Source organism: Ruegeria sp. HKCCA5763, assembly GCF_013034545.1.
Classification (GTDB): domain Bacteria; phylum Pseudomonadota; class Alphaproteobacteria; order Rhodobacterales; family Rhodobacteraceae; genus Ruegeria.
On sequence record NZ_WQGF01000002.1, the window covers coordinates 122,960 to 148,508 of the forward strand.

At 57.1% G+C, this 25,549-nt stretch carries 22 protein-coding genes; 8 read left to right on the forward strand and 14 right to left on the reverse strand.

Annotated features, from left to right (window positions below; genetic code table 11):
* Window positions 1-157: 157 nt before the first annotated feature.
* From GOV89_RS04995 to zwf, 4 genes are all read right to left on the reverse strand, one after another.
* The gene (locus GOV89_RS04995) at window positions 158-1,777 is read right to left on the reverse strand and encodes a long-chain-fatty-acid--CoA ligase (RefSeq protein ID WP_171237661.1); all 1,620 of its coding nucleotides are present in this window, start codon (window positions 1,775-1,777) and stop codon (window positions 158-160) included.
* Window positions 1,778-1,962: 185 nt separating this feature from the next.
* Window positions 1,963-3,567 carry a glucose-6-phosphate isomerase gene (pgi, locus tag GOV89_RS05000; RefSeq protein WP_171237662.1) on the reverse strand — a complete coding sequence of 535 codons (1,605 nt, stop codon included), beginning with the start codon at window positions 3,565-3,567 and terminating at the stop codon, window positions 1,963-1,965.
* A 4-nt stretch (window positions 3,568-3,571) separates the two neighbouring features.
* Window positions 3,572-4,243, reverse strand: coding sequence for a 6-phosphogluconolactonase (pgl, locus tag GOV89_RS05005; protein ID WP_171234357.1), 672 nt, complete (start codon window positions 4,241-4,243; stop codon window positions 3,572-3,574).
* The gene (zwf, locus tag GOV89_RS05010; protein ID WP_171237663.1) at window positions 4,240-5,694 is read right to left on the reverse strand and encodes a glucose-6-phosphate dehydrogenase; all 1,455 of its coding nucleotides are present in this window, start codon (window positions 5,692-5,694) and stop codon (window positions 4,240-4,242) included. Before zwf ends, pgl begins: the two co-directional genes overlap by 4 nt.
* Before the next feature lie 165 nt (window positions 5,695-5,859).
* On the opposite strand from zwf, the gene GOV89_RS05015 reads away from it, so the two are divergent.
* A complete protein-coding gene (locus GOV89_RS05015) occupies window positions 5,860-6,813 on the forward strand; it encodes a radical SAM protein (RefSeq protein WP_171180039.1) in 954 nt (317 codons plus the stop codon).
* Here the strand turns inward: GOV89_RS05015 and GOV89_RS05020 are convergent, their stop codons facing one another.
* Both GOV89_RS05020 and GOV89_RS05025 read right to left on the reverse strand, forming a co-directional pair.
* A complete protein-coding gene (locus GOV89_RS05020; RefSeq protein ID WP_171237664.1) occupies window positions 6,814-7,509 on the reverse strand; it encodes a hypothetical protein in 696 nt (231 codons plus the stop codon).
* Window positions 7,510-7,610: 101 nt separating this feature from the next.
* Window positions 7,611-7,880 (reverse strand): usg protein, encoded by a 270-nt coding sequence (locus tag GOV89_RS05025; protein WP_171180035.1) that lies wholly within the window; start codon window positions 7,878-7,880, stop codon window positions 7,611-7,613.
* A gap of 192 nt (window positions 7,881-8,072) precedes the next feature.
* Between GOV89_RS05025 and gyrA the strand changes: the two genes are divergently transcribed.
* Window positions 8,073-10,796 carry a DNA gyrase subunit A gene (gene gyrA, locus GOV89_RS05030; protein ID WP_171237665.1) on the forward strand — a complete coding sequence of 908 codons (2,724 nt, stop codon included), beginning with the start codon at window positions 8,073-8,075 and terminating at the stop codon, window positions 10,794-10,796.
* A gap of 107 nt (window positions 10,797-10,903) precedes the next feature.
* Here gyrA and GOV89_RS05035 read toward each other — a convergent pair whose 3' ends face one another.
* The 4 genes from GOV89_RS05035 to GOV89_RS05050 all read right to left on the reverse strand — a co-directional run bounded on the left by GOV89_RS05035 (window position 10,904) and on the right by GOV89_RS05050 (window position 15,469).
* Window positions 10,904-11,599, reverse strand: coding sequence for a THxN family PEP-CTERM protein (locus GOV89_RS05035; RefSeq protein WP_171180031.1), 696 nt, complete (start codon window positions 11,597-11,599; stop codon window positions 10,904-10,906).
* Window positions 11,600-12,046: 447 nt separating this feature from the next.
* Window positions 12,047-13,516 carry a carboxypeptidase M32 gene (locus GOV89_RS05040; RefSeq protein ID WP_171237666.1) on the reverse strand — a complete coding sequence of 490 codons (1,470 nt, stop codon included), beginning with the start codon at window positions 13,514-13,516 and terminating at the stop codon, window positions 12,047-12,049.
* Between the two features lie 4 nt (window positions 13,517-13,520).
* Window positions 13,521-14,666 carry a heme A synthase gene (gene ctaA, locus GOV89_RS05045; protein ID WP_171237667.1) on the reverse strand — a complete coding sequence of 382 codons (1,146 nt, stop codon included), beginning with the start codon at window positions 14,664-14,666 and terminating at the stop codon, window positions 13,521-13,523.
* A gap of 59 nt (window positions 14,667-14,725) precedes the next feature.
* Entirely contained in the window at window positions 14,726-15,469 is a 744-nt protein-coding gene (locus GOV89_RS05050; RefSeq protein WP_171237668.1) for an RNA methyltransferase, read from the reverse strand.
* Between the two features lie 163 nt (window positions 15,470-15,632).
* Here GOV89_RS05050 and GOV89_RS05055 point away from each other — a divergent pair, with 163 nt between their 5' ends.
* Entirely contained in the window at window positions 15,633-16,253 is a 621-nt protein-coding gene (locus tag GOV89_RS05055; protein ID WP_171237669.1) for a thiamine phosphate synthase, read from the forward strand.
* A gap of 7 nt (window positions 16,254-16,260) precedes the next feature.
* Here GOV89_RS05055 and GOV89_RS05060 read toward each other — a convergent pair whose 3' ends face one another.
* Entirely contained in the window at window positions 16,261-17,403 is a 1,143-nt protein-coding gene (locus tag GOV89_RS05060) for a HupE/UreJ family protein (protein ID WP_171237670.1), read from the reverse strand.
* Between the two features lie 169 nt (window positions 17,404-17,572).
* On the opposite strand from GOV89_RS05060, the gene GOV89_RS05065 reads away from it, so the two are divergent.
* From GOV89_RS05065 to GOV89_RS05075, 3 genes are all read left to right on the forward strand, one after another.
* The gene (locus GOV89_RS05065; protein ID WP_171237671.1) at window positions 17,573-18,466 is read left to right on the forward strand and encodes a PfkB family carbohydrate kinase; all 894 of its coding nucleotides are present in this window, start codon (window positions 17,573-17,575) and stop codon (window positions 18,464-18,466) included.
* Window positions 18,463-19,374: a pseudouridine-5'-phosphate glycosidase gene (locus GOV89_RS05070; protein ID WP_171180016.1), complete on the forward strand. Its 912-nt coding sequence runs from the start codon at window positions 18,463-18,465 to the stop codon at window positions 19,372-19,374. Before GOV89_RS05065 ends, GOV89_RS05070 begins: the two co-directional genes overlap by 4 nt.
* A 79-nt stretch (window positions 19,375-19,453) precedes the next feature.
* Window positions 19,454-20,131, forward strand: a complete 678-nt coding sequence (locus GOV89_RS05075; protein ID WP_171237672.1) for a DUF502 domain-containing protein — start codon at window positions 19,454-19,456, stop codon at window positions 20,129-20,131.
* Here the strand turns inward: GOV89_RS05075 and GOV89_RS05080 are convergent, their stop codons facing one another.
* Both GOV89_RS05080 and GOV89_RS05085 read right to left on the reverse strand, forming a co-directional pair.
* On the reverse strand, window positions 20,132-21,157 hold the full coding sequence (locus tag GOV89_RS05080) for a patatin-like phospholipase family protein (protein ID WP_171180012.1): 1,026 nt from the start codon (window positions 21,155-21,157) through the stop codon (window positions 20,132-20,134).
* A 64-nt stretch (window positions 21,158-21,221) separates the two neighbouring features.
* Entirely contained in the window at window positions 21,222-21,995 is a 774-nt protein-coding gene (locus GOV89_RS05085) for a 3-hydroxybutyrate dehydrogenase (RefSeq protein WP_171180010.1), read from the reverse strand.
* Between the two features lie 301 nt (window positions 21,996-22,296).
* Between GOV89_RS05085 and GOV89_RS05090 the strand changes: the two genes are divergently transcribed.
* Both GOV89_RS05090 and GOV89_RS05095 read left to right on the forward strand, forming a co-directional pair.
* Entirely contained in the window at window positions 22,297-24,126 is a 1,830-nt protein-coding gene (locus GOV89_RS05090; protein WP_171237673.1) for an extracellular solute-binding protein, read from the forward strand.
* A gap of 543 nt (window positions 24,127-24,669) precedes the next feature.
* Entirely contained in the window at window positions 24,670-24,909 is a 240-nt protein-coding gene (locus tag GOV89_RS05095; RefSeq protein ID WP_171237674.1) for a hypothetical protein, read from the forward strand.
* Here the strand turns inward: GOV89_RS05095 and GOV89_RS05100 are convergent.
* Window positions 24,898-25,521 carry a helix-turn-helix domain-containing protein gene (locus GOV89_RS05100; RefSeq protein ID WP_171180003.1) on the reverse strand — a complete coding sequence of 208 codons (624 nt, stop codon included), beginning with the start codon at window positions 25,519-25,521 and terminating at the stop codon, window positions 24,898-24,900. The genes GOV89_RS05095 and GOV89_RS05100 overlap by 12 nt on opposite strands.
* Window positions 25,522-25,549 lie beyond the last annotated feature (28 nt).

The window sequence follows — 25,549 nt, forward strand, 5'->3', positions numbered from 1 at the left end:
ACAGCGTATTATAAGCGTAGTTAGTAAGACGAATGCACGCAAGCGTCTTTGTTTATATAGCGTTATCTCACTAGGCCACTTAAGACCAATTAACTGTTAATCAATTGGTCGTAGGTTCGATCCCTACCGCCGGAGCCATCTTCTCCCTTAACTGAAGTTAACCCGTCAGGGCGTCTTCGAAATCCGCGCGCAGGTTGCGTTTCAGGACTTTCCCGGTTGCGTTCAGCGGCAGTGCATCGACAAAGACCACCTTGTCCGGGATTTGCCACTTGGCGATCTTTCCATCGAAGAAGCTCAGCAATTCGTCTTCGCTTGGGTCTGCCCCTTCAGCCTTTACAGCAACCAGCAGCGGCCTTTCGTCCCATTTCGGGTGCGGTACGCCCACCACGGCGGCGGTTGCAAGCTTGGGATGCGCGACTGCGATATTCTCAAGCTCAACGGAGCTGATCCACTCTCCGCCGGATTTGATAATGTCTTTGGATCTGTCGCGGATGGTCATATAGCCATCCGGGTCCAGCGTGGCGACGTCGCCGGTGGCAAACCAGCCATCCTGAAGAAGCTGCTGATCTTGCAGCATAAAATAGCTGTCTAGAACCCAATGCCCCCGCACCATCAGATCGCCCTGAGTTTCGCCGTCATGCGGCAGATCATTGCCATCATCATCGACGATTTTCAGCTCGACCCCAAAGGGCGGCCTGCCCTGACTCAGGCGGATCGCATGTTGTTCTTCCAGTGGTAGCTCAAGATGTTTGGCCAGAGGGTAGTTTGTTGTGCCCAGCGGGCTCATCTCGCTCATGCCCCAGGCATGCACAGTGTCGACCCCATAGGTTTCGCGGAAGGTTTCGATCATCGAAGGCGGACAGGCCGCGCCCCCGATCACAGTTCGATCCAGGCTTTTCAACTCGGTCCCGCACTTGGCGGCATGGGCCAGCAAACCTTGCCAAATGGTCGGCACACCCATGGCCAGGGTCACACCATAGGTGTCGATCAGGTTGACCAGCGCCTCGCCGTGCAAATCCTGTCCCGGCAAGACCATCCGCGACCCCGACATTGCACAGGCATAGGGCGATCCCCAGGCGTTGACGTGGAACATCGGCACGACGGGCATGACGACGTCCATCGCAGAATAACCGATCACATCCTTTGTGTTCGACGCAAAGCTGTGCAGCAGGGTCGACCTGTGGGAATACAGCACGCCCTTGGGATTGCCCGTCGTGCCCGAGGTATAACACAGGCTTGATGCCGTGTTTTCATCCAGATCAGGCCATGTGAAGCCAGCATCTCCTGTTTCGATCAGTTCATCATAGAACACTAAACCGGGGATCTGTGACGCTGCCTCTTCATTGCGTGGGCCCATGAGGACAAAGTGCCTGACTTCGGTAAGCGCATCGTGCAGCGCAGCAACCAACGGGATGAATGTTGCATCAAAGAACAGCACACGATCCTGAGCGTGGTTGATGATATAGGTCAGTTGCTCGGGGAACAGGCGCGGATTGACCGTGTGGCAGACATAGCCGGCGCCGGAGGTTGCATAGTAAATCTCAAGATGCCGCCGGTTGTTCCAGGCCAGGGTTCCGATCCTGTCCTGTGGCTCTAATCCCAGTTTTGTTAGCGCTGATGCCAGGCGTCGGGCGTTCACCGCAATCTCGGACCAGTTGGTCTCGGAAATCGTACCGTCTGTTTCGACCGAGATTATCCCGGTTTGGCCGTGGTAGCGTTCCGCATGATCAATAAGTGACGAAATCAGCAGGGGCTGCGTCATCATCTGTCCCAGCATGGACATCCTCCCGTCGTTGGCAGGGTCTTCGATGTCCCCTGCCTTATCCATCTGACATTAACAGCTAGGGGCGTGCCCCATTGCGTCAATCCAGTCGTTTCCTAGGAAGGAACCCTGCCAAGCATTTAATTGTCTGACAATAAAAGAATGCAGCCCACTAGTGCAGCAGGCTGCGTTTTGAGGCGTTAATCCCGGTGTTTCAACGCATAGGCGACCAACGCAGCGGTGGATGCGTCCTTGCCTTGGGCGCTTTCTTCACCATCCACGATGGGGCCAAGCGACGTGGCCAGCTCCTTACCCAGCTCCACCCCCCATTGATCGAAAGAGTTGATACCCAACAGCACACCTTCGACAAACACCCGGTGCTCATACAGGGCAACGATCTGACCCAGTACGAATGGTGTGAGTTTGGGATAAATCAGAGTGGTGGACGGACGATTACCGGGGAAAACCCGATGTCGCGCCTGCCGCTCCAGTTCCGCACTTGTCAGCCCGTTTGCCGCCATGCGGTCTCGGGCTTCGTCCAGTGACCGGCCGCGCATAAGGGCTTCGGACTGCGCCAGACAATTGGCCAAAAGCAAGCGGTGATGATGGGTCAGCTCGGGTTCGTGCCCTTCGGCCGCAACCATGAATTCGCATGGGATAACGTCCGTACCCTGGTGAATCAGTTGGTAGAAGGCGTGCTGACCGTTCGTGCCCGGTTCCCCCCAGACCACAGGGCCCGACGGAACAGTCAGGGAAGAACCATCCATCGCCACCGATTTGCCGTTCGATTCCATTTCCAACTGTTGGAAATAGGCTGGCAGCCGCAATAGCCGCTGATCATAGGGCAGCACGGCGCGGCTGGCATGGCCCAGAACCTGACGATGCCAGATACCGACCAGCGCCAGCATGACGGGCACGTTCTCAGCCCAATCCGCCGAGCGGAAATGCAGATCCATCGCCTGCCCACCACGCAGAAACGCGTCAAACGCGTTTGAGCCAACAGCGATCATGACCGGCAGGCCCACTGGCCCCCAGACCGAATAGCGCCCACCGACCCAATCGGCGAAACCGAACACATGCGCCTCGGGAATGCCAAACGCCTGCGTCTTGTCCAATGCGCTGGATACGGCGGCAAACTGCCGGGACGGATCGCCTCCGCCTTCGGACATCCAGGCGCGGGCCGTGCGCGCATTGGTCATTGTCTCAATGGTCGTGAAGGTTTTCGAGGCGACAATCACCAAAGTCCGTGTCGGATCCAACTGACGCAGCGTGTCAGCGATATGCGCGCCATCCACGTTCGAAACATAGTGCAGACGCGGCCCATCATGATACGGAGCCAGCGCATGTGTTGCCATGACAGGACCAAGATCCGACCCACCAATGCCGATATTGACCACATCGGTAAAGCTGCCCCCTGCCCCCGCAATCGCACCACCGCGCACTTCCTCGGCAAAAACCCGCATCCGTTGCAGCGTGTCCAGAACCTCGGGCATGACGTCCCGACCATCCACGTCGACCGGCCCACCGTCCAGATTGCGCAAGGCCGTGTGCAGCACCGCGCGCCCTTCAGTTTCGTTGATCTTTTCGCCCGCAAACATCGCATCGCGCCGCGCCGCAAGACCGGCGTCTTCGCACAGTTGGATCAGCCCCGCGCGCACGCTTTCGTCGATCTGCGTCTTGGAGTAATCAAAATGCATATCCCCGGCCGAAGCTGAAAATTCCACAGCCCTGTTCGCGTCCGCCTCAAACAGGTCCAAGATACGGCGGTCCGCGTCTGCCAATGCCTTCAAAGCGTCCAGTTGCATGTGTTCACTCCGACCAATGGACAGTCATACCGCTCAGCACAGCGGCGATTGGTGCGTCTTCCGGTGGCAGCGACATGGCTTTTTCCAACGCGTCGCGCTTGGTCTGACCGTAGATAATCAGGTGCTTGGACAATGCCCCATCCAGGACCGGCGCGGTCAGGGAAATGCGCGCCTCGGGCTGCACCTCGGTGCGCGCGACGGTTAATGTAGGCGCATCACTGCCCAATGCCTGAGCCAGCCCTTCCATACCCGGAAACAACGAAGCCGTATGCATGTCATCACCCATTCCAAGAACCAGAACCGACAACGGCAACACCGGCGCAATCAGAGATTCGATTTCGGGCAACGCCGCCTCGGGTTCCGCACCGGGTACATAGAGCGGAATGTAATGCGCAACAGACGCCCGGTTCGTCAGCAGTCTTTCGCGAATCAGACGCTCGTTGGAACGCTCGTGATCGGCAGGTACACACCGTTCATCTGTTGGCAAAACTCGCACACGGTCCCACGCCACGTCCGCTGCACAAAGGCTGTCAAACACTGGCCCCGGCGTTGTCCCACCGGGAACGGCCAGCGCAACAGTGTCATGATGCAACAATGCAGCCTCCAGATCGCCCGCCAAAGCATTTGCCACGTCGATGGCCAGCATTTCGCGGTCTGCATATTCCTGAATATTCATGGCTTGATTCCTTGCCAACGGCGACCATCTCGTTTCATCAGCAGCTCGGCGTCGCCCGGCCCTGTGCTGCCGCTGTCATAAGGTTTCGGCACGTCGCCGCGCGCCAGCCAGCCAGCGATGATTGGATCGGTCCAGGCCCAGGCGGCCTCGACCTCGTCCCCGCGCATGAACAGCGTCTGGTTGCCCCGGATCACATCCATCACCAACCGTTCGTAAGCATCTGGCGGGTCCTGATTTTCGGGTCCCAAGGCTTCGGCAAAGCTCATGTCCAGTGGGACATCGACCAGACGCATCCCACCCGGCCCCGGTTCCTTGATCGTCACCTTCAGGGTGATCCCTTCATTGGGTTGCAAACGGATCGACAATGCATTGGCGTGCCGTCCGGCTTCTTCCCCGAAGATCGAATGCGGCGCGTCCTTGAACATCACATTGATCACCGAAGACCGCGCCACCAACCGCTTACCCGTGCGCAGATAGAACGGCGTCCCGGCCCACCGCCAGTTGCTGATGTGGGCCTTCAACGCCACATAGCTTTCGGTGGTTGAACGCGGATTGCCAACGCAGTCTCGGTATCCCGGACCCTCGGGCCCTGCAGCGAACTGGCCGCGCACAATGTGATGCGGCTCTACCTGGTCAAGCGCCCGGATTACCTTGAGTTTCTCGTCGCGCACCGCGTCGGGATCAAATTTGGCCGGAGGTTCCATCGCGATCAGGCAGAGCAATTGCATCAGGTGGTTCTGCACCATGTCCCGCATTGCGCCTGCGCGCTCGTAATACTCCTCACGCCCGGAAATCCCCACGGTTTCAGCAACCGTGATTTGAATGTGGTCGACATATTGGCTGTTCCACAAGGGTTCGAACAGCATGTTGCCAAAGCGCACAGCCATCAGGTTCTGCACGGTTTCCTTGCCCAGATAATGGTCGATCCGGTAAATCTGGCTCTCGTCGAAATGCGCAGCCAGCGTGGCATTCAGGGCCCGCGCACTGTCCAGATCATGGCCAAACGGTTTTTCCACCACGATGCGGGTGTCGTCCGTCGCCAGATTATGCGCCCTGACCCGCTCGGCCAGCGGGCCGAACAAACTTGGACCAACCGAGAAGTAGAACGCCCTTATGCGGTCCGATGACAGCTTTTGGCCCAGAACATCCCAGCCTTCTGCTGTCATTGCATCCAGAGGCACATAGTCAACCCGCTGCAGAAACCCGATCAGCGCCCGGCTGTCCTGCGCCCGCTTCGGCGCATGTTGGCGCAAAGAATCGGCAACCATCTCGCGAAACTCTTCCGCAGTATGGTTCGCCCGGGCTGCTGCAAGGATTTTCGTGTCATCATGCCATTGCCCGGCACAGAACCTACGATACAGGGCAGGCAGAATTTTCCGCTGCGCCAGATCACCAGTGCCGCCGAAAATAATCAGATCAAAAGGATCAACAGGGATGACGCGTGAAACCATAAGCTGTCCTTAACCCGACCCAACTTGCATGTCCAATGTTAGCGCAACCAAAAATGAAAACTCAAAGATCATCAAAACTCTGTTAGAACCGCCGCGTCACCCTTACCAAATCCCCGACAACACGCTAGTTCGAACCAAAGATTTCAGCAAAAGCCGGACGCGGGAATGAAAGACAATGCCCCTCAGCTTGCCAATATCGGCAAGTTCCAAGACAAACTGGTGACAGCAGACGGGCAGACCCGCGCAACAGTTTCACTGACCCAGCCAGACACGCTTTGGTTTAACACAGGTACGCTGTGCAACATCGAATGCGTGAACTGCTATATCGCCAGCAGCCCGACCAATGATGCTTTGGTCTATCTGACCGCGGATGAAATCCGTGATTATCTGGACCAGATCGACGAGCGCAATTGGCCCGTGCGCGAGATCGGCTTTACCGGCGGCGAACCCTTCATGAACCCCGAGATGATCGAGATGACTCGTGCCGCGCTGGAACGTGGGTATGAGGTCTTGATTCTGACCAATGCGATGGCCCCGATGATGCGCCGCAAGATGCGAGAAGGATTGTTGGAGTTGCAGAGCAAATACAACGACAAGCTTACGCTGCGCATCTCAGTCGATCACTACCGCCCCGACCTGCATGATGAAGAGCGCGGCAAGGGCAGTTTCGACAAAACCGTTACCGGGATGGAGTGGTTGCGCGATCACGGTTTCAACATGGCGATCGCAGGCAGGTCGGTGTGGGGAGACACGGATGCAGAAAGCCGCGCTGGTTATGCTGCGTTCTTCGCCCGGCATGACTTTGACATCGACCCGAACAATCCAGCTCAGACCGTTCTATTCCCCGAGATGGACGAATCCGTGGAAGTGCCTGAAATTACGACGGCGTGCTGGGGAATTCTGGACAAATCCCCAAATGCGGTGATGTGTGCCAATTCGCGCATGGTGGTCAAACGCAAAGGTGCGGATCGCCCTGCCGTTCTGGCCTGCACGTTGCTGCCTTATGAGCCCGAATTCGAGATGGGGCACAGCCTGGCCGAAGCCGAGGCGGATGTTCACCTTAACCATCCCCACTGCGCCAAGTTTTGCGTTCTTGGCGGCGCAAGCTGCTCGGGTTGATCAGTTCAATTCGGGCGACTTCCAGAACTTGGTGCCGGACGCACCTGCCGATACGCGCCATCCTTTTTTGCTGAGCACAAAGAAAGAGCGCCCATCGCTAAAGCGCACGGTTTCGCCCTTTTTGTCTTCTCCATACATGGCGCCGGTTTCAGCCGTCGCGTCATAGCCATGGAGAATGAAGTTGTCCAAATCTGAACGGCTTTCGAACAGGATCACAAACTTGGTCTCAAAGCCGCCAATGCCGATGGCCGCGCCCACACCACCCGTGCCCATGTTCATATAGGTGTGCTGACCAGTGTCTTTTGAAACGGCCACACCGCGCCCATACCCTGCCGATACCGGAAACACCGAAATCTTGCGCGAGTCGAAGGCCGCATAACCTGCGCTGACGTCATAGAGTGACTGCGCTTCGGGGTTTTCGGCAAGCAACTGATCAAGGATTTCTCCTGCCATCACGTCCAGCTTGGCACGCGTTTCTTCCGGCGTTGCTTCGTTGGACAGCAAGTCCGACGTGGAATCGATGGTTTCATCGACGACCGCAGCGCCTTTGTTGACAGTATCACCGACGCTTTCCGCGCCGCGACCGATCGCTTCTGCGGTGTTTTCAGCACCCTTCTTTATCTTGTCCAGAACGCCTTCGGCACAAGCGGGACCACTTAGGCAAAGCGCCGCAGCAAAAAGAAAGGCTTTTGTCATGGTTTGTTTTCCTGTGGCAGCAACAGATTGGCCGTCACCTTACCCGACTTGCCTTAAATGAAAACGGGTAATTCAATGGTCAGTCAGGCATTACCGACCACTCAATTCACGCGAAACTCGCCAACCATGTTACGCCACTCACCCGGTGCAATCATCTTGCGGTGGGTGAATTTGACCGAATGCAGCGGACCTTCAATCTCTCGCTGCCAGAAATCGATGAATTCGAACAGTTTCGGATGATCCGGCGCCAGGTCGTAGTCCTGCCAGATGAACGTGTTTAGTACGTGGATATAGTCGGGCATATGGTAGAAGAATTCCGCCGTTGTCAGACCGTACCCCTTTAGCATCAATTCGGTTTCGCTTGGGTTCATGCGGACCTCTGGTTTGTTGCAGGGTCTCTTCAGGCTAGCACAGAAACCTTCTAATTCTTGGATAACAATATGTTACCGGGACGTTACCGTGGTTTTTCGCACTCAATGCGCTGCTTGCTTGCACCTTATGTGCCGGGTCTGATAAGGTGCATCCACAAGATATAGACCCAAGCCAAAGATCGGGCAGTTTACGTGAGCGATACGCCAGAAATTCCTGAAAACATGGACGAAACCCCGCCAGAGCGCCCAGTGTATGACGGCCCGACGGTCTCCATCGAATCCGAAATGCGCACATCCTATCTGGACTACGCCATGTCGGTCATCGTATCCCGCGCGATCCCGGATTTGCGTGACGGCCTGAAGCCGGTGCATCGCCGGATTCTGTATGCGATGCACGAAACCGGGAACACCCATGACAAAGCCTACCGCAAGTCTGCGCGCCCGGTTGGCGACGTAATGGGTAAGTACCACCCGCACGGGGACTCAGCTATCTATGACGCGCTGGTGCGGATGGCGCAGGATTTCTCGATGTCGCTGCCTTTGCTGGACGGTCAGGGCAACTTTGGTTCGATGGACGGCGATAACCCAGCGGCCATGCGTTATACCGAAGTGCGGATGGACAAACCGGCTGCCGCACTGCTGGCTGATATCGAAAAAGAGACGGTTGATTTTCAGGACAACTACGACGGCAAAGACAAAGAGCCAACCGTTCTGCCCGCGCGTTTCCCGAACATGCTGGTCAACGGCGCCGGTGGTATCGCCGTGGGTATGGCGACCAATATTCCGCCTCACAATCTGGGGGAGGTGGTCAACGCCACGCTGGCCCTGATCGACGATCCTGACCTGACCTCAGAGCAGTTGATTGAATACGTCCCCGGCCCCGATTTCCCAACGGGTGGCGTCATGCTGGGCCGATCTGGTGCGCGCAAGGCCTATCTGGAAGGTCGCGGCAGCGTCATCATCCGCGCCAAGACTCGTGTCGAAGAAATCCGCAAGGATCGCTATGCGATTGTCGTGGATGAGATCCCGTATCAGGTAAACAAAGCCTCGATGATCGAAAAGATCGCCGAAGCGGTGCGCGAGAAACGTATTGAAGGCGTCAGCCACGTGCAGGACGAATCCGACCGCAACGGTGTGCGTGTCGTGGTCGAACTGAAGCGCGATGCCACGCCCGAGGTGGTTCTGAACCAGCTTTATCGGTTCTCTCCGATGCAGACTTCCTTTGGCTGCAACATGCTGGCGCTGAACGGCGGCCGACCCGAGCAGTTGACCCTGCGCCGATTCCTGACGTCCTTCATCGACTTCCGCGAGGATGTTGTTGCCCGTCGGACCGCCTACGACTTGCGCAAAGCGCGCGAGCGTAGCCACATTCTGTGTGGTCTGGCCGTGGCCGTGTCGAACGTGGACGAGGTAGTCGCCACGATCCGATCCTCGGCAGACGCCGCCGAAGCGCGCGAAAAGCTGATGACCCGCCGCTGGCCTGCTGCTGAGATCGAAGGTTATCTTCGTCTGATCGACGATCCTCTGTCCAAGATGAACGACGATGGCACCTATAACCTGACCGAGGTTCAAGCCCGCGCAATTCTGGAACTGCGCCTGCAACGTTTGACCCAGTTGGGTGTCAAAGAGGTCACGGACGAGCTGGAAGAACTAGCAGCCAAGATCAAGGAATATCTGGATATTCTTTCCTCGCGCGAACGCATCATGTCGATCATCGGTGATGAGCTGCGCGACGTCCGCGAAAAGTTCGCTGTCGACCGCCGCACCGAGATCGTCGACTGGTCCGGCGACATGGAAGACGAGGACTTGATTGAGCGTGAGGATATGGTCGTGACCGTAACCTCAGGCGGTTACATCAAGCGCACACCGCTGGCCGATTTCCGTGCTCAGAAACGTGGCGGCAAAGGCCTGTCGGGAATGCAGACCAAGGAAGAGGATGTCGTCACCAACCTCTTCGTGGCAAACACGCATACCCAACTGCTGTTCTTCACCACCGAAGGCATGGTCTACAAACTCAAGACTTGGCGTCTGCCGCAGTCCAGCCGGACCGGCAAAGGCAAAGCCATAGTCAATATCCTGCCAATTCCTACCGGTGTATCTATCGCCGCGATCATGCCTGTGGATGTGCCGGATGAAGAGTGGGAAAACCTCCAAATCGTCTTCGCCACCAGCGCGGGTGACGTACGTCGTAACCGACTGTCGGATTTCACCAATGTCCGCCGCAACGGCAAGATCGCCATGAAGCTGCCCGAGGGCGTTGAACTGGTGAATGCCCGCATCTGTTCGGAAGATGAAGACGTTATGCTGGTCACCAATTCAGGCCGTGCAATCCGCTTCCGCACCACCGATGTACGTGTCTTCAACTCACGTGAGTCCACCGGTGTGCGCGGCATCAAACTTACCAATGGCGACCGCGTTGTGTCGATGTCTGTGATCCGGCACTTTGAGGCCGACCCGGATGAACGCGCAGCTTACCTCAAGATGCGCCGCGCCGTGGCTGGCATTGCCGATGACGGTGAGGTGGACGAAGACGAAGCCGCGCCGGGCTCGATTACGCAGGAACGCTATGCTCAGATGTCGGCAGCCGAGAACCTGATCCTGACCATCACCACTGGCGGCGCAGGCAAGCTGAGCTCCAGCCATGACTATCCTGTTCGCGGACGCGGCGGTATGGGCGTCGCCGCCATGGACAAGGCGATGCGCGGCGGTGAGCTTGTGGCGTCCTTCCCGGTCGAGATCGATGACCAGATCATGCTGGCCACGTCCAAAGGTCAGTCGATCCGGGTGCCGGTGGATGGGATTTCCTTCAGATCCCGCAGCGCGGGCGGAGTGCGGGTCTTCAACACCGGTAAGGGCGAAGAGGTTGTCAGCGTGGCTTGGATCGCCGATCAAGGCGAGGACGAGACAGAAGAGTAATCGTTCCAACCTTTGGAAATAGAAAAACCCGAGGTTCGATGACCTCGGGTTTTTTGTATTCGAAAAGTCTACACCGCACGAATGAACGCGTGGTGGAGAAACCTTGCCTAAGCCGCTTTGCGCTTTTGGCGACGTCCGTATGCGAACAGCCCACCAATACCTCCAAGCAGCAGCCACCCGGCTGCTGGCAGCGGAACAGGCGCGATCGTATACTGACCATAAAGCGTTGCGTAGTTCTGCGCCTCTTCCACCGTACTGAATCCAGTGGAAATCGTGTTACCACCGTCCTGTGAAAAGCCAAGCACCGAGAACACATAGTTCTGTCCACCAAAGGTGAAGTTCTGAGAACCAAGTGTGTTGGCAATTGTCACAACATCGTTGCAAGGTGTTGGATCCTGAGGACAATTTGCCGATCGATTCAAGGTCTCATTATGTGTCAGTGAAAAGGTTGATGACACCAGAGGTCCGCCGCCGATCTGAAGATCGACGACAAGATCGACCGAACTCAGTACGTCCCCCGGAATCGGAAAGTTGAGGTGCGTGAACTGTCCCAGGTCAAAAGCTGTGTCCGGCGAAAGATTCAATATTGGTGTTCCCGTCGGCGTAAAATCATAACCACTTGGGTTACTGCCACCGCCCCAACGCAGCGAGATCGTAGAACCAGAACTGCTTTCCGTAATACCAGTCGTTGGATTCACGTTCTGCCATGAAGGAGAAATAGCTGTCACACTCAACGCCGAGGCGGCGCTACCAGCCAACACCCCAACTAAGGCAACCGCGGCCACATTACGTTTCAGTGCCATGTGTTTAACCCCTACCCTTGAAACACTTTTTACAAATTCGCACTCCAACTAGAGTGCTACATAGACTTGAAAATACGTAGTATCCCGGACACAATTTGGCCACCCTTTTTCCTCATTTAGGGCAAATCCCCTCAACATTGTTACCTATGTTGAAACGGTGACGCTGACTGGAAGTATTTTCAGCTTTCTATAATACAATTCCTTACACCCCAAAAATCGATCCGGGCCTATCTTATAAAGGCCTGTCAAGCGTGAACACCAAGTCAATGATGCCTCACGTACTGGATCGCGATATGGTGTCACACGCGCGGTATTGACGTCGCCAACGGCAATCATCTCTGGAACGGTCCGTCTAAGGTGAAATACGAAAAAAATCACCGTTGTCGCGGCCGCATTACCAAAGAAATCCGGCCTTTCTGCACGCAGTCCGGAGACCGAATTCTCAGGTCACAGCCCGTACAAAGCCCCAAACTTCTTTTCCAGATACGCAAGCAAAGGCTCTGGCCCCGGCTCTACACCGCTGGCGCGTGCAATGACATCGCGGGGTGCATAAAGCCCGCCATGTTGTTGAACTTGTTCGCGCAACCAGCCCGTCGCACCCGAGGTGTCACCCTCGGCCAATCGGTCATCCAGCCCTGGCACTGCCGCACGCAGCGCCTGAAACAAGCATCCTGCATAAACGTTGCCCAGCGAATAGGTCGGGAAATACCCGAACAATCCAACCGACCAATGCACGTCCTGCAAACAGCCATTCGAAGGTTTGTCGACCGCATAGCCGAAGTCGGCTTTAAACCTGTCATTCCAGGCGGCCTCGAGCTCGCTCACTTGCAGGTCTCCGGCCATCAGTGCGCGTTCCAGATCAAAGCGCAACATGATGTGAAGGTTGTACTGCACTTCATCAGCCTCGGTCCGAATATAGCCGTTATGAACACGGTTTACCGTAGCGTAAAACGACTCCGCGTCAGCGATACCGAAATCGCCGAATGCCTCAGTCATCTGTCCGAACAGCCACCCAGTAAAGGCACGCGAACGACCCAATTGGTTTTCGTATATGCGGCTTTGACTTTCATGCACGCCCATTGACACGCCGTTCCCAAGCGGGGTCAGCAAATAAGCTTTGTCGATACCCTGTTCATAAGCGGCGTGGCCGACCTCGTGTATCGTGGAATAAAAGCAGTTGAACGGGTCCGTTTCACTGGTTCGCGTGGTGATGCGCACATCCAGCCCACTGCCCGAGCTGAACGGATGCACCGCCTTGTCAACACGGCCATTGTTCAGATCATACCCAAAAGTCGTCGCCAGCTTTTGCGTCAGGCGCATCTGGGTCCGTTCATCAAAACTGCCATTCAGGGCTGCCGGTTCCGGGCGATCCAATACTGCGGCGCGTAGGGCAACCAAACGTGGGCGCATCTCATCAAAAATGGCCGCAATCTGCGTGCCGGTCGTGTAGGGCTCGTAATCTTCGACCATGGCGTCATAGACGTCCCCGCCCTGCGCAAGGGCTTCGCCCTCCTGCCGTTTGAGTGACACGACCTCTTCAAGCACCGGCAGAAAGGCCGAGACGTCTTCATCCGCCCGCGCCTGCGCCCAAGACCCCTGCGCAGCGGATGTCACACGGGCGATCGCTGTTGCCAGATCAGCAGGCACTTTCACCGCACGCTCATAGGCCCGGCGGATTTCACGCAACTGGGCCTTACCCACTTCGTCCTGTGGCGCGGCTTGCTCAAGCCATTCCGCCACACGCGGATCGGAGCGGCGCGCATGCAGCACCGCCTCAATTGCAGCCATTTCTTCGGCCCGTTGTGGGGCAGCCCCTCGCGGCATGACAGTTTCCTGATCCCAACCCAGCCGCCCAGCAATCTGGCCCAAAGCCGAGGTTTCACGCTGAAAGGCCATGAGTTCATTGAAAGCGGTCATTGGATCAAACTCCGCGCAGGGATGTTGCGATGGGATAAGCGGTCAGGAACCGGGCACGCAGGATCAGGGTCCAGACGACAACGGCCATGAATTGGTGGAAGATCGCAATCTGCCAGGGTGCGCCGTAGACCACGGTCACGATGCCGACGACAACCTGCAACGCCAGCGCGGCAAAGGCGGCATTGAAGGCAAAACGTGTCTGCGGATGCGCGCTGGACCCGCCACGACGCCAGACGATGAAAGCGAAGATGAACAGCAGATACCCCGCGCAGCGGTGAATGAACTGAACCAATCCGGGACTTTCAAAGAAGTTCCGCCACATTGGCTCCAGCGCTGTGGCATCGGGTGGGAATACTTGCCCGCCGATCAAGGGCCAGTCGGTGTAAGACCGCCCGGCGTCAATCCCAGCAACCAGCGCGCCGATGAGTATTTGTAAAAAGGCGAAATGCATCAGACCGGTGGACAGTGAGAACAGTTTGGCCTCTTTCGCGCGGCGCGCCTGCATCAGGTCGCGTTCTTCGCGGCCCAATTCAAAGATGTACCACGCCAGAAAGCCCAGAATCACAAAAGCCAGACCCAAATGTGTGGCTAGACGATAACTGGCAACGGCGGTCATGCCCTCACCCTGCGTCACGCCTGAGGCGACCATCCACCAGCCGACCGCACCCTGAACACCGCCTAACAGGCCCGGAATCAACAGCTTACCAGTCCAGCCGGTTGGAATTTTGCGCGCTGCAAGAAAGCCAAAAAAGCCAATGGCCCAGACAAGTCCGATCACGCGGCCCAGTTGACGATGGCCCCATTCCCACCAGTAGATGAACTTGAAATCATTCAACTCCATCCATTGGTTTTGGATGCGCCATTGGTCGATCTGCTTGTATTTATCGAATTCCGCTTGCCAGTCCGCCTCATTCATCGGCGGGATGGCCCCGGTGATCGGACGCCATTCCGTGATCGAAAGGCCGCTGTCGGTCAGGCGTGTCAGGCCACCAACCGCAATCATCACGACGACCAGGGCAAACAGGATCATAAGCCAAACGCGGATCGCTTGACGCGCGCCGCGGCGTCCCCGGTCGATCATTCCCGGTTGCACGGCTTGTTGTTTTTCGGTGTCCGAGACCTCTTCGAAGATGCTGCGCTTACCGCTCATGCTGTCCTCATGTCCTGATTTTGTCGCAAGCTAGGGCTTGGTGGAAGATAGGTCCAGCCTCAGCTTTTGTCTTTCCAGCGGACCATCTGCCGCATGATCCCATGCAGCATCTGCACATCGGCGCGAGTCATCCGCATCCGCGACCACAGGTTGCGCAGGTTTACCTTCATTCCTTCCGCTTTTTCGGGGGGATAGAAGAACCCAGCCTCTTCCAGACGATCCTCATAATGCTCGACCAGTTTTTCCACTTCGATCCCTGTGGCCCAGTCGCCCTTGCCCAGATCGGTGGCCTCATGCACCACGTCTCCGGTCTGGCGCATCCACTCATAGGCGGTCAGCAACACGCATTGCCCCAGGTTCAGCGAGGCGTATTCCGGGTTCACCGGAACCGAGATGATCGCGTTGGCCTTTGCGATGTCCTCATTCTCAAGCCCTGCGCGTTCAGGACCGAACAACACGGCGACTTTTTCACCTGTTGCGACTTTCTCAGCCGCGATCTGCATCGCACGTTCTGGGCTGTAGACCGGCTTGGTTAACCCGCGCTGTCGGGCTGTTGTTGCGAAGACAAACGTGCTGTCAGCCAGCGATCCTGCCAGATCGTCAAAAAGCTGCGCCTCATCCAGCAACCGCCCTGCCCCGCTGGACATGGCCACGGCCTTGGGATTCGGCCAGCCGTCGCGTGGGGCCACGATGCGCATACGGTCCAGACCAAAATTCCACATCGCGCGCGCGGCGGCGCCGATATTTTCGCCCATCTGCGGGCGCACGAGCACGAAGGATGGCTGAGATGTATCGCTGGGCATGGCTGTCTCCGAAAAGTTCCGCCCGCTCTAATCCGACGGCGTCAACAGGGCAACCCGATCCTTTTCTTCTGTTTCCAAATACCGCCTCGGCAGGCATAAAAGTTTGCTTCCCCGCCGCAATCCGCTAAACCGCGCCAAAGACCAAAAACCGAAGGACGCGCCCATGGACACCCCCGAGCAGCCGCAGATTTACCTGATCACGCCTCCGACCATCGAGTTGAGCACCTTCACAAACAAGCTGGCAACGGTACTGGACGGGGCCGACATCGCCTGCATCCGCCTGGCGCTGGCCGGAAGCGACGAAGACACAATCGCCCGCGCGGCCGACGCTTGCCGGGAAGTCGCCCATGCGCGTGATGTGGCCATAGTTATTTCGAACCACGTGCTGCTGGCCCAGCGTCTGGGTCTGGACGGGGTGCATCTGGACGACGCGGCTCGATCCGTCAGGGCTGCGCGCAAGGAATTGGGCGCAGATGCAATTGTTGGTAGTTTCTGCGGTGCCTCCAGCCATGATGGCATGACAGCAGGTGAAAGCGGGGCTGATTACGTGGCCTTCGGACCTGTTGGCACGGCCACGTTGGGCGATGGTACCCGCGCAGAAAAGGACCTGTTCCAATGGTGGTCCGAGATGATCGAAGTTCCGGTTGTGGCCGAAGGTGGGCTAACGCCCGACCTGATCCGCGACCTTGCCCCCTGCACCGATTTCTTCGGCATTGGGGACGAAATCTGGAACAGCGACGATCCGCTTGGCGCGCTTAACACTCTGACAGCAGGGATGTCCTAACCCTGCATCAACGCAGCATCCAGGGCTCGGCCAGCCAATACACCCCGAGCCCTGCAATCAGGATTGAGGCCAGAACTGCAATCCGGCTGCGGGTCCTGTGCGAACGGCCAGCAAACAACAGCGCCAGTCCAAACGCAGCCGAGGCAGCCAAAACCAGCGGCACCACAACCCCAGACCCAAACCCCAACAACGCTGGAAACTGATGGTCCGGCGGCACGCCGATAGCCCTAAGAGCCCTGGCCAAAGCCAATCCAAACACTGTTCCGCCAGCAAACACCGTCAACAGCCGCGCGACCTGCAACCGTCGTGCCACGAGGTTCCACAACGCCAGCCCGATGAAGAACGCCGTCGGCGCATGTAAACCAACATAGGTCGGCACGTTCAACACGTCGTAGACAGCCAAGCCAAGCCCAACGAACACGCCAACTGACAGAAACACCACCTGCGCCACGACTGCTCGCAAGGACAAGGACAGAAACACAAGAACCAGGGCAAGCAAGCACGGTGTGAACGGCGTGTTTATGACGTGATCGATCCCCAACGCAAAAAACGTCTGTAGTGTCTGTTGCGGCGTCAAGGATGCCCCTCCGCGCAATGGTATGAGAGGGCTGGCTTCACCAGCCGCCAAGTAACTGGTATAGGGGGCGGCAACGCCCTGCTGCCGCAGCACAATCGGCCCGCCATCAACCGGCCAGCGCAGTTTCAGGTTCGAAGCTTGATCCGGAAAAGGTGCTGTTAGCAGCAGTTTGGTAACACGCGCTTCTTCCTGACCACCGCCTTCAGAGACAACCACGCGTTCCAAAGTCAGTTTCAAATGCTCGGGAACCTGGACTTCGACGTCCTGCACCCACGTTTCAACAAACGCTCTGATCTGTGGCTCCAGTTCCGATGCCGCCATCTGCCGCAGTGTCAGATACTGCGGATCCCCGGAAAGAACTTCATGCCGTGTTGGATCAAACCCAAGCAACAGTGCTTCAGCATTCAATCCAACCTCAAGGAACAGCTTTTCATCAGCGATCCAGAAATCAATCAACGTAGGTTGGTCAGATTGCGCCCTCACCGCGCTTGAAGAAAGGAACGCAAAGACGAAACAGCTAAGTACAAAGAGGGCAAAGACACGAAGGATGGCCCGAAATACACGAACGTTCATAAGAAACGCTCCGGAAAAAGAAACAAATCACCAATCATTGTGGTCAATTGTTCCCATGCAGGTCTCGGATCGCAAGCGCAAAAGGCGTAAATGCCGGGTGGTTCGGGAATATCTGACGGTGGTTACGTTCTGACTTGCACGGGCATCACCGCTGCGGCATGACATCCCCATGACTCAGACCAGCAATATCCTATGTATCGGATCGGTCCTTTGGGACGTGATCGGGCGGTCGGCCAGCGCAATGCGGCAAGGTTCCGACGTGCCGGGGCGGATCACGCGCCTGCCTGGCGGCGTTGCTATGAACATCGCCATGACGCTGGTGCGCTTTGGTATGACCCCCACTTTGCTGACAGCCATCGGGCGCGATCCCGAAGGCGATGAACTTGTCCACTCTTGTTCGCGTCTTGGTATGGTGACGGATCACATCTACCGCTCACAGGATTTGCCGACCGACCGCTACATGGCGGTCGAGGGTGCGAACGGGCTGATCGCAGCCATTGCTGATGCGCATTCACTGGAAGCGGCAGGCGCAAAGATCCTGCGCCCTTTGATGCACGGACCTTTGGGCTATGAAAACCAACCATTTGAAGGCCCCATTGCACTGGACGGCAACCTGACGCTGGACCTTTTGGAAGAAATTGCCCAAAGCCCTGCTTTTGCCCGTGCCGATTTGCGCGTGGCCCCGGCCTCACCCGGTAAAGCCGAACGGCTGCTGCCCTTCCTCAAGCACGCCCGCGCCACGCTTTATGTCAACCTCGAAGAGGCTGGCATCCTGTGCCAGCGCGAATTCACCGACTCCGAATCCGCTGCCAAGGGGCTGCTGGATCGCGGTGCGCTACGCGTTCTGGTGACTGACGGCGGAAACTCAGCCACCGTCGGCAGTTCCGACGAAATCCTGACCCAAACACCCCCGTCCGTTCTGGTCACCCGCGTGACCGGTGCAGGGGATACCTTCATGGCGGCCCATATCGCCTCAGAATCCGGTGGCGCATCCAGTGATGAGGCCCTGACCCGCGCTCTGCACGCCGCTGCAACCTATGTTTCCGGAGAAACCCCACTGTGATCGACATTCAATACTCAGCCGAGGTCCGCGCCGCCAAAGACGCAGGCCAACCCATCGTCGCGCTGGAAAGCACCATCATCACCCATGGAATGCCTTATCCGCAAAACGTCGAAGTTGCGGCTCAGGTCGAACAGGACATTCGTGATGCGGGCGCAGTTCCGGCAACCATGGCGGTGATTGAAGGCAAACTGCACGTGGGGCTCGAGCCCGACCAACTGCAATGGCTGGGCCAGGCGCAAGGTGTCGCCAAGATCTCACGTGCGGACATGGCAGCTTGCATTTCGACCGGGGGCACCGGGGCCACCACCGTCGCCGCCACGATGATCGCCGCGCATTACGCCGGGATCGAGGTTTTTGCCACCGGCGGCATCGGTGGCGTGCATCAGGGGGCTGAGACGACGTTCGACATTTCTGCCGACCTGCACGAACTTGGCCATACTCCGGTCACGGTGGTTGCTGCCGGGGCCAAAGCCATCCTTGACCTCGCCAAAACGCTTGAAGTGCTAGAGACTTTGGGCGTGCCTGTCATCGCATTTGGGCAGGATGAATTTCCAGCGTTCTGGTCCGCTAAATCGCTGTTTGCTGCGCCCCTGCGCATGGATAGTGCCGACGCCATCGCCAAAGCCCACGCCATGCGCCGCGCGCTAGGTCTGCCCGGCGGACAACTGGTTGCCAATCCAATCCCTGCCACCGATCAGATTCCGGCCGAGGAACTGGCCCCCATCATCGCCGAGGCTCAGGCCGACGCAGATGCCCACCGCATTACCGGCAAGGCCGTGACCCCATACCTTCTGCAGCGCATTTTCGAAAAAACCGAAGGCCGCTCGTTGACCGCGAACATCGCGCTGGTCCGCAACAATGCACGTCTCGCTGCCAAAATCGCGCAATCGCTGGTGCATCAGGGCTGACGCAGCCCTATTGTACCAAAGCGAGGGATTGACTACCTAAACCACGGAAACCATTCGGAACTGCTCACTCGGACCTGCAATGAACACACCTTTCGACGAAGAGCCCCACCGCCGCCCCGGCCTGCTGTCCCGGCTGCGCGCATCCTTTCTGACGGGCATCGTCGTCATTGCACCTGTCTGGTTGACGGTCTGGCTGATCTGGTCGGTGGTCGGATGGATCGACAGCGCCGTACTGCCGCTTGTGCCGCAACAGTTCCAGCCGGAACAATATGTTGGCATCAACCTGCGCGGCGTGGGTGTGGTGATCTTCCTGATCTTCACTGTGCTCGTAGGCTGGATCGCCAAGGGAATACTGGGCCGTTCACTGATCCATTTCGCCGAAGGTCTGGTCGATCGGATGCCCGTCGTGCGGTCGGTTTATTCCGGGATCAAGCAAATCTCGGAAACGGTCTTTGCTCAGACTGAACGGTCATTTGAAAAAGCCTGCCTGATTCAGTACCCGCGTCGCGGTATTTGGGCCATTGGTTTTGTATCAACAAACGCGCGCGGTGAGGTCAGCAAACGCGCTGAAACCGGGGGCGAACTGCTCAGCGTTTTTGTGCCAACCACGCCCAACCCAACCTCAGGCTTCCTGCTGTTTTTTCCCGCCGAAGACGTAATATTGCTGGATATGAGCATTGAAGATGCCGCGAAACTGGTAATCTCGGCAGGTCTCGTTTACCCCAACGAAAAAGATCCGACGCAGCCGCCCGAGTGATCAGCCAAACATTGCGGGCAGATCAACTGTACTGTTCTGCCCCAAATCCGCTTTGTGTTTGACAAGAAAGTCATCCGCTGCCCTTCGCCCAGCCTCTTTCAACTTGTGCAGGATGACCGGGTTGGGCACGGTTTTGGTTGCTACAGACAAGCTGTTCATCAATTCGTTATCCGCAATCATGTGAACCAGTACACGGTTCATTTCCCCGGGTTTCAGTTTTCCCTCTTTCAGCAACCGCTGCACAAAACTGATCGCCCTGAGTTCGCGAAACAGGGATGAGTTGAAGCTGATCTCATTGATCCGGTTCTGGATCTGCTGCGGTGTGACAGGCACCTCATCGCGTTCCAGCGGATTGATATTAACGATAACCACATCGTCGGGCAGATCGTCATTGAACAACGGGTAAAGCGCTGGGTTCCCTGTATACCCACCGTCCCAATACGCCTCGGTCCGCTCGGTTTCAGGATCGTATATCTCAACGGCCTTGAACAAGGTCGGCAAACAGGCCGAGGCCAGGATGGCGTCGGTTGAAATTTCATCACCCGTAAAGACGCGGATTTTCCCGCTTCGCACGCAAGTGGCACAGACAAACAGGCGCGGGCCTTCATCTGCGCATACTTCGGCGAAATTGAACCGATCAACCACCGCCTCCAACGGATTGCTGTAAAACGGACCATAGGCGTAAGGCGACACCATTCGGGACCACGCCTCGCCTATGGAATAAGGGACTGAATACTCCATAGCTCTGGAAATCGCTGCAGGCTCCACTCCTCGGAACCAATGGGCCATACGCAAATCGCCAATCGCACCCATACGCGCCCACACCGCATCCAGACTTGCGCGTGCGCCGTCGCGCCCGGCGTGCACCATACCCGACTTGAACGCTGCCCCGTTCAACGCCCCCGCTGACGTCCCGGTAATGGCCGCAACCTCGACGTCTTCTTCATCCAGAAACCTGTCGAGCACACCCCAGGTGAACGCCCCATGCGCCCCGCCGCCCTGCAATGCCAGATTGATCCGTTTCATGCCTCGGCCCCTTCATCTTTTCAGAAATACTCCGGGGGTATGGGGGCTGCGCCCCCATGGAACCTCAAAGTGCGGTCCAGCCACCATCGACCGAAATCGTTGTCCCGGTAATCTGAGCCGCCGCGTCCGAGCACAGGAACTGCACGGTGCCGCCCAACTGTTCGACAGTGGCGAATTCCTTCGAGGGCTGACGTTCCAGCAGGATGTTCTTCACAACATCTTCACGGCTCATGTTGTATTCCTTCATCGTATCCGGGATCTGCGCCTCGACCAGAGGTGTCAGAACATAGCCCGGACAGATGGCGTTGCAGGTGATCGGCTCTTGCGCGGTCTCAAGCGCGACGGTCTTGGTCATCCCAACCACACCATGCTTTGCAGCAACATAGGCCGCTTTGTAAGGCGAGGCGGTCAGACCATGAGCCGAGGCAATATTGACGATCCGGCCCCAACCCGCCTTACGCATCATCGGCAGTGCAGCAGCTGTGGTGTGGAAAGCCGAGTTCATATTGATCGCAATAATGGCGTCCCATTTTTCGGTCGGGAACTTGTCGATCGGAGAGACATGCTGAATGCCCGCGTTGTTCACCAGAATATCGCAGGCCCCTGCCTGCTCGATCAGTGCACGGCACTCATCGCCTTTGGACATGTCCGCTTTGATGTAGCGCGCGTTGGTTCCGGTCTCTTTCGCTATCTCTGCGGCCAGCGCATGATCTTCATCCCGATCGGTAAAGGAATTCAAAACCACGTTGGCCCCCGCCTTGGCCAACTCGCGCGCGACCCCCAGACCGATGCCTGAATTTGATCCTGTAATGATTGCCGTTTTGCCGGAAAGGCTCATGACCGATCTCCCTTATGCGATGTCCTGGCGCACCATGCCATGCTGCACCTGCAAAGAAAACGGGGAAACTATGGAAACGATACCCAGGTCCTGGACATCCCGATCTGCTCAAAAAAAAACGCCCGCACGAAGCGGGCGTTAAGTTATTGAGGCAGGTTTCATACAGGCAAGAAACCTATCGAGCAGTAAGACCTTTATAAGCAATTCTATGCCTTCGTCCAAGCTAAAAGTTTGATAATAAGAAAAATCATCACTACGGTGATCCCCAACAAAATAAGGCCAGAGCAGGATTGTTTCCAAAATGAGCCCGGATTTTCTCCGACCGTTTCGACAATTTGCGGCGGGAATCGCCAGCATTTTTCTCACGTCTGTCGCCCATGCAGAATCGTCTCATGGCATAGCTATGTATGGGGAACCGGCCCTACCACCGGATTTTGTGTCTCTCCCCTACGCCAATCCAGATGCGCCCAAAGGCGGCAAAGCGGTGTTCGGAAACACCGGCGGCTATAACAGCTTGAACCCGTTTTTGCAAAAAGGCACCTCTCCGTGGCAATTGCCGTTTTGGACCCATGAAAGCCTGATGGGGCGGTCTTGGGATGAACCTTTCACGCTTTACGGGCTGTTAGCCGAATCAGTTGAGGCAGCACCAGACCGGTCCTGGGTCGAATTCACCCTGCGCGAAGAGGCGCAGTTTTCCGACGGCAGCCCTGTTACGGTCGAAGATGTGATCTGGTCCTATGAGACCCTAGGGACCGAGGGTCATCTGCGCTATCGCGGGCTGTGGGGCAAGATCGACAGCATTGAACAGACCGGACCGCGCTCGGTTCGGATTTCATTCAACGAACCAGACCGGGAACTGGCCTTGCTGGCTGGGATGCGCCCCATCCTGCAAAAGGCGCAATGGGAGGGAAAGGATTTTGCAAACGCCACGTTGCAGGATATTCCAATCGGCACCGGCCCTTATGTGATCGACGATTACGAAGCAGGCCGCTATGTGAACCTGCGTCGAAACCCGAACTATTGGGGTAATGACATCCCGTTTCGCCGCGGCACCATGAACCTCGACGATCTACGGATCGAGTTCTACGGCGACGGCTCTGTCGCATTTGAGGCGTTCAAAGCCGGAGAGCTTTCGGCTGTACGCGAATTCAACGCCGACAAATGGACCAAGCAATACAACTTCCCGGCTGTTCAGCGCGGAGATGTGATCAAGACCGAAATCCCCCATGGCAAACCGTCCGGGATGACCGGCTTTGTGATGAACACTCGCAAACCACCGCTGGACGATTGGCGGGTGCGCGAGGCGCTGACCCTTGCCTTCAATTTCGAATTTATCAACGACACTGTCACAGGTGGCGCGCAGCCGCGTATTTCGTCGTATTTCTCTGGATCTGATCTGGCGATGCAACCCGGACCTGCCCCTGCACCAGTGCAGGCTTTGCTGGCACCTTTCGAAGCAGACCTTACACCCGGCACGCTGGAAGGCTATGAACTGCCGCAAGGTGATGGATCAGAACGGAACAGGCGCAACATTCGCAAGGCCGTCAAGCTTCTGGAAGACGCGGGCTGGACCGTTCAGGATGGTGTGTTGAAAAACGTGGAAGGCCAGCCGTTCAAGATTGAAATGGTGATCAGCCAGGGCAGCCTGAATGTCGTGCAGGACGTCAGCACAATTGCCGAGATTTACGCCCGCGCCTTAGAACGTCTGGGCATCGAGCTGGTGGTCGAAAAAGTCGATGACGCGCAATACACCTCGCGCATGAACGAGCTTGATTTCGACATGACGCCTTTCCGCCGCGCTCTGTCCTTGTCACCAGGAAACGAACAAAGGTTCTATTGGGGCAGTGAATACGTCGACACACCGGGCACGCGCAACCTGATGGGTGTATCCTCGCCTGCAGTTGACGCGATGATCGATGCCATGCTGGCATCTGAAACGCGCGAAGACTTCACAACAGCCACCCGCGCACTGGACCGCGTCTTGGCTGCCGGCCGCCTTGTGATCCCGATCTGGAGCTTTGATGTCGGGCGCATCGCGCATGTCCGCGAGCTCAAGTTTCCCGACACGGTGCCGATCTATGGTGACGGTCCGCAGTACATGCCCGACGTTTGGTGGTACGACGCGAATTAAACACTCTTTAACCAACCGGGGTCAGCTGAACCCGGGTTGGTTCGATTTGCCTGGTGAAAATGCACGGGGTTTGGCAAATTTCTGCTGATCACACCTTGCGGCACCCGGCGCCCATTTGCCGATCGCTGCACACCGGAAGATCGTCACAGTCACACAAGTCTGCCATTTGACGTTCACAAAGCTCGTTGAGGTCTATCAATACTTGGTGAGTAAATCGAGGCGCCGTTCAAAATCCTTTATTTACTGGGCAAAACGTGTATACACCCTGTACTTACCAGGTCAGGTGCAGAACTGGCTTCACGCATTTCGGCACTGCACCTGAACAATCCGGCAATGCCGGACAAAGCATAACCGGGCCCGCCACCACTCACACCAAATGCAGGCCCGTCCGCCCGTTGCGGATGTTTCGCAGCGGGCAACAAACCTCTGATCAATCGCGAAAGATAGGTGCGACATTTTGTCATGTCTTACCTTGCGGCAGCCTTTCCGTACCCTGATGTCGGGGGAGAGCAGTCCTAATGGCTACAAAAGGAAAGCTCATAGATGATGAACTGGACGGATCTTACACAAGACTGGAGCGCGGCCTACGCACGTGCAAAACGGCGCTTTCCGAACTTGCGGGATCAGGACATGATGCGCGTTTCTAAGGATCGAAAGGGGTTCGAAGCCTATCTGGCCGAGCGCCACCAACTCACAATTAACGAAGCGCATGAAGAGGTCGAAGATTTCCTGTTTACCGAAGGCCTGAACCGCGAATTCGCTCACGCGTCTTTAAGCAAGTGATGTGACCCAAAGGATCGTCGCATCTTCGTCACTGACGGAGATCACATTGTGACCCATGCTGCCATCGTAATATGCGCTGTCACCACGGCGCATTTCGACGGGTTCATAAAACTCGGTAAACAACCGCACGACACCGGTGAGGACATACATGAACTCTTCACCGTCGTGACGTACCCAGCCTTCAAATTCCTCCATTGACCGCGCCCGTACACGCGCACGGTAGGGCAGCATGTGTTTCTTGGTCAGCGTCTCGGCCAGCAACTCATGTTCATAGGTGGCAGTTGCATGGGCTGCCCCATCGCCGGATCGTGTCACGGCCATACGGCCAATCACCTGATCGCGTTGTGGCGGCGTAAACAGTTGCGGCACTGATATTTCCAAGCCAATCGCCAACTTCTTGAGCGCATCATAGGTAGGCGACATCTGCCCATTTTCTATCTTGCTGAGGGTCGAACGTGCCAATCCCGCCTGCGTGGCGGCTTGTTCCAAAGTCCAATTCCGCGCTTTGCGCAGCTCGCGCACCCGTGCGCCAAGGTCCAGTGGTTCGACTTCGGTATGATCACCTGTGTCACGGGCAATTCGGATCAGGGATTTGGGATCTTGAGTGCTCATGCCCCTCTCTATAGGCCCGGTCCGCCGC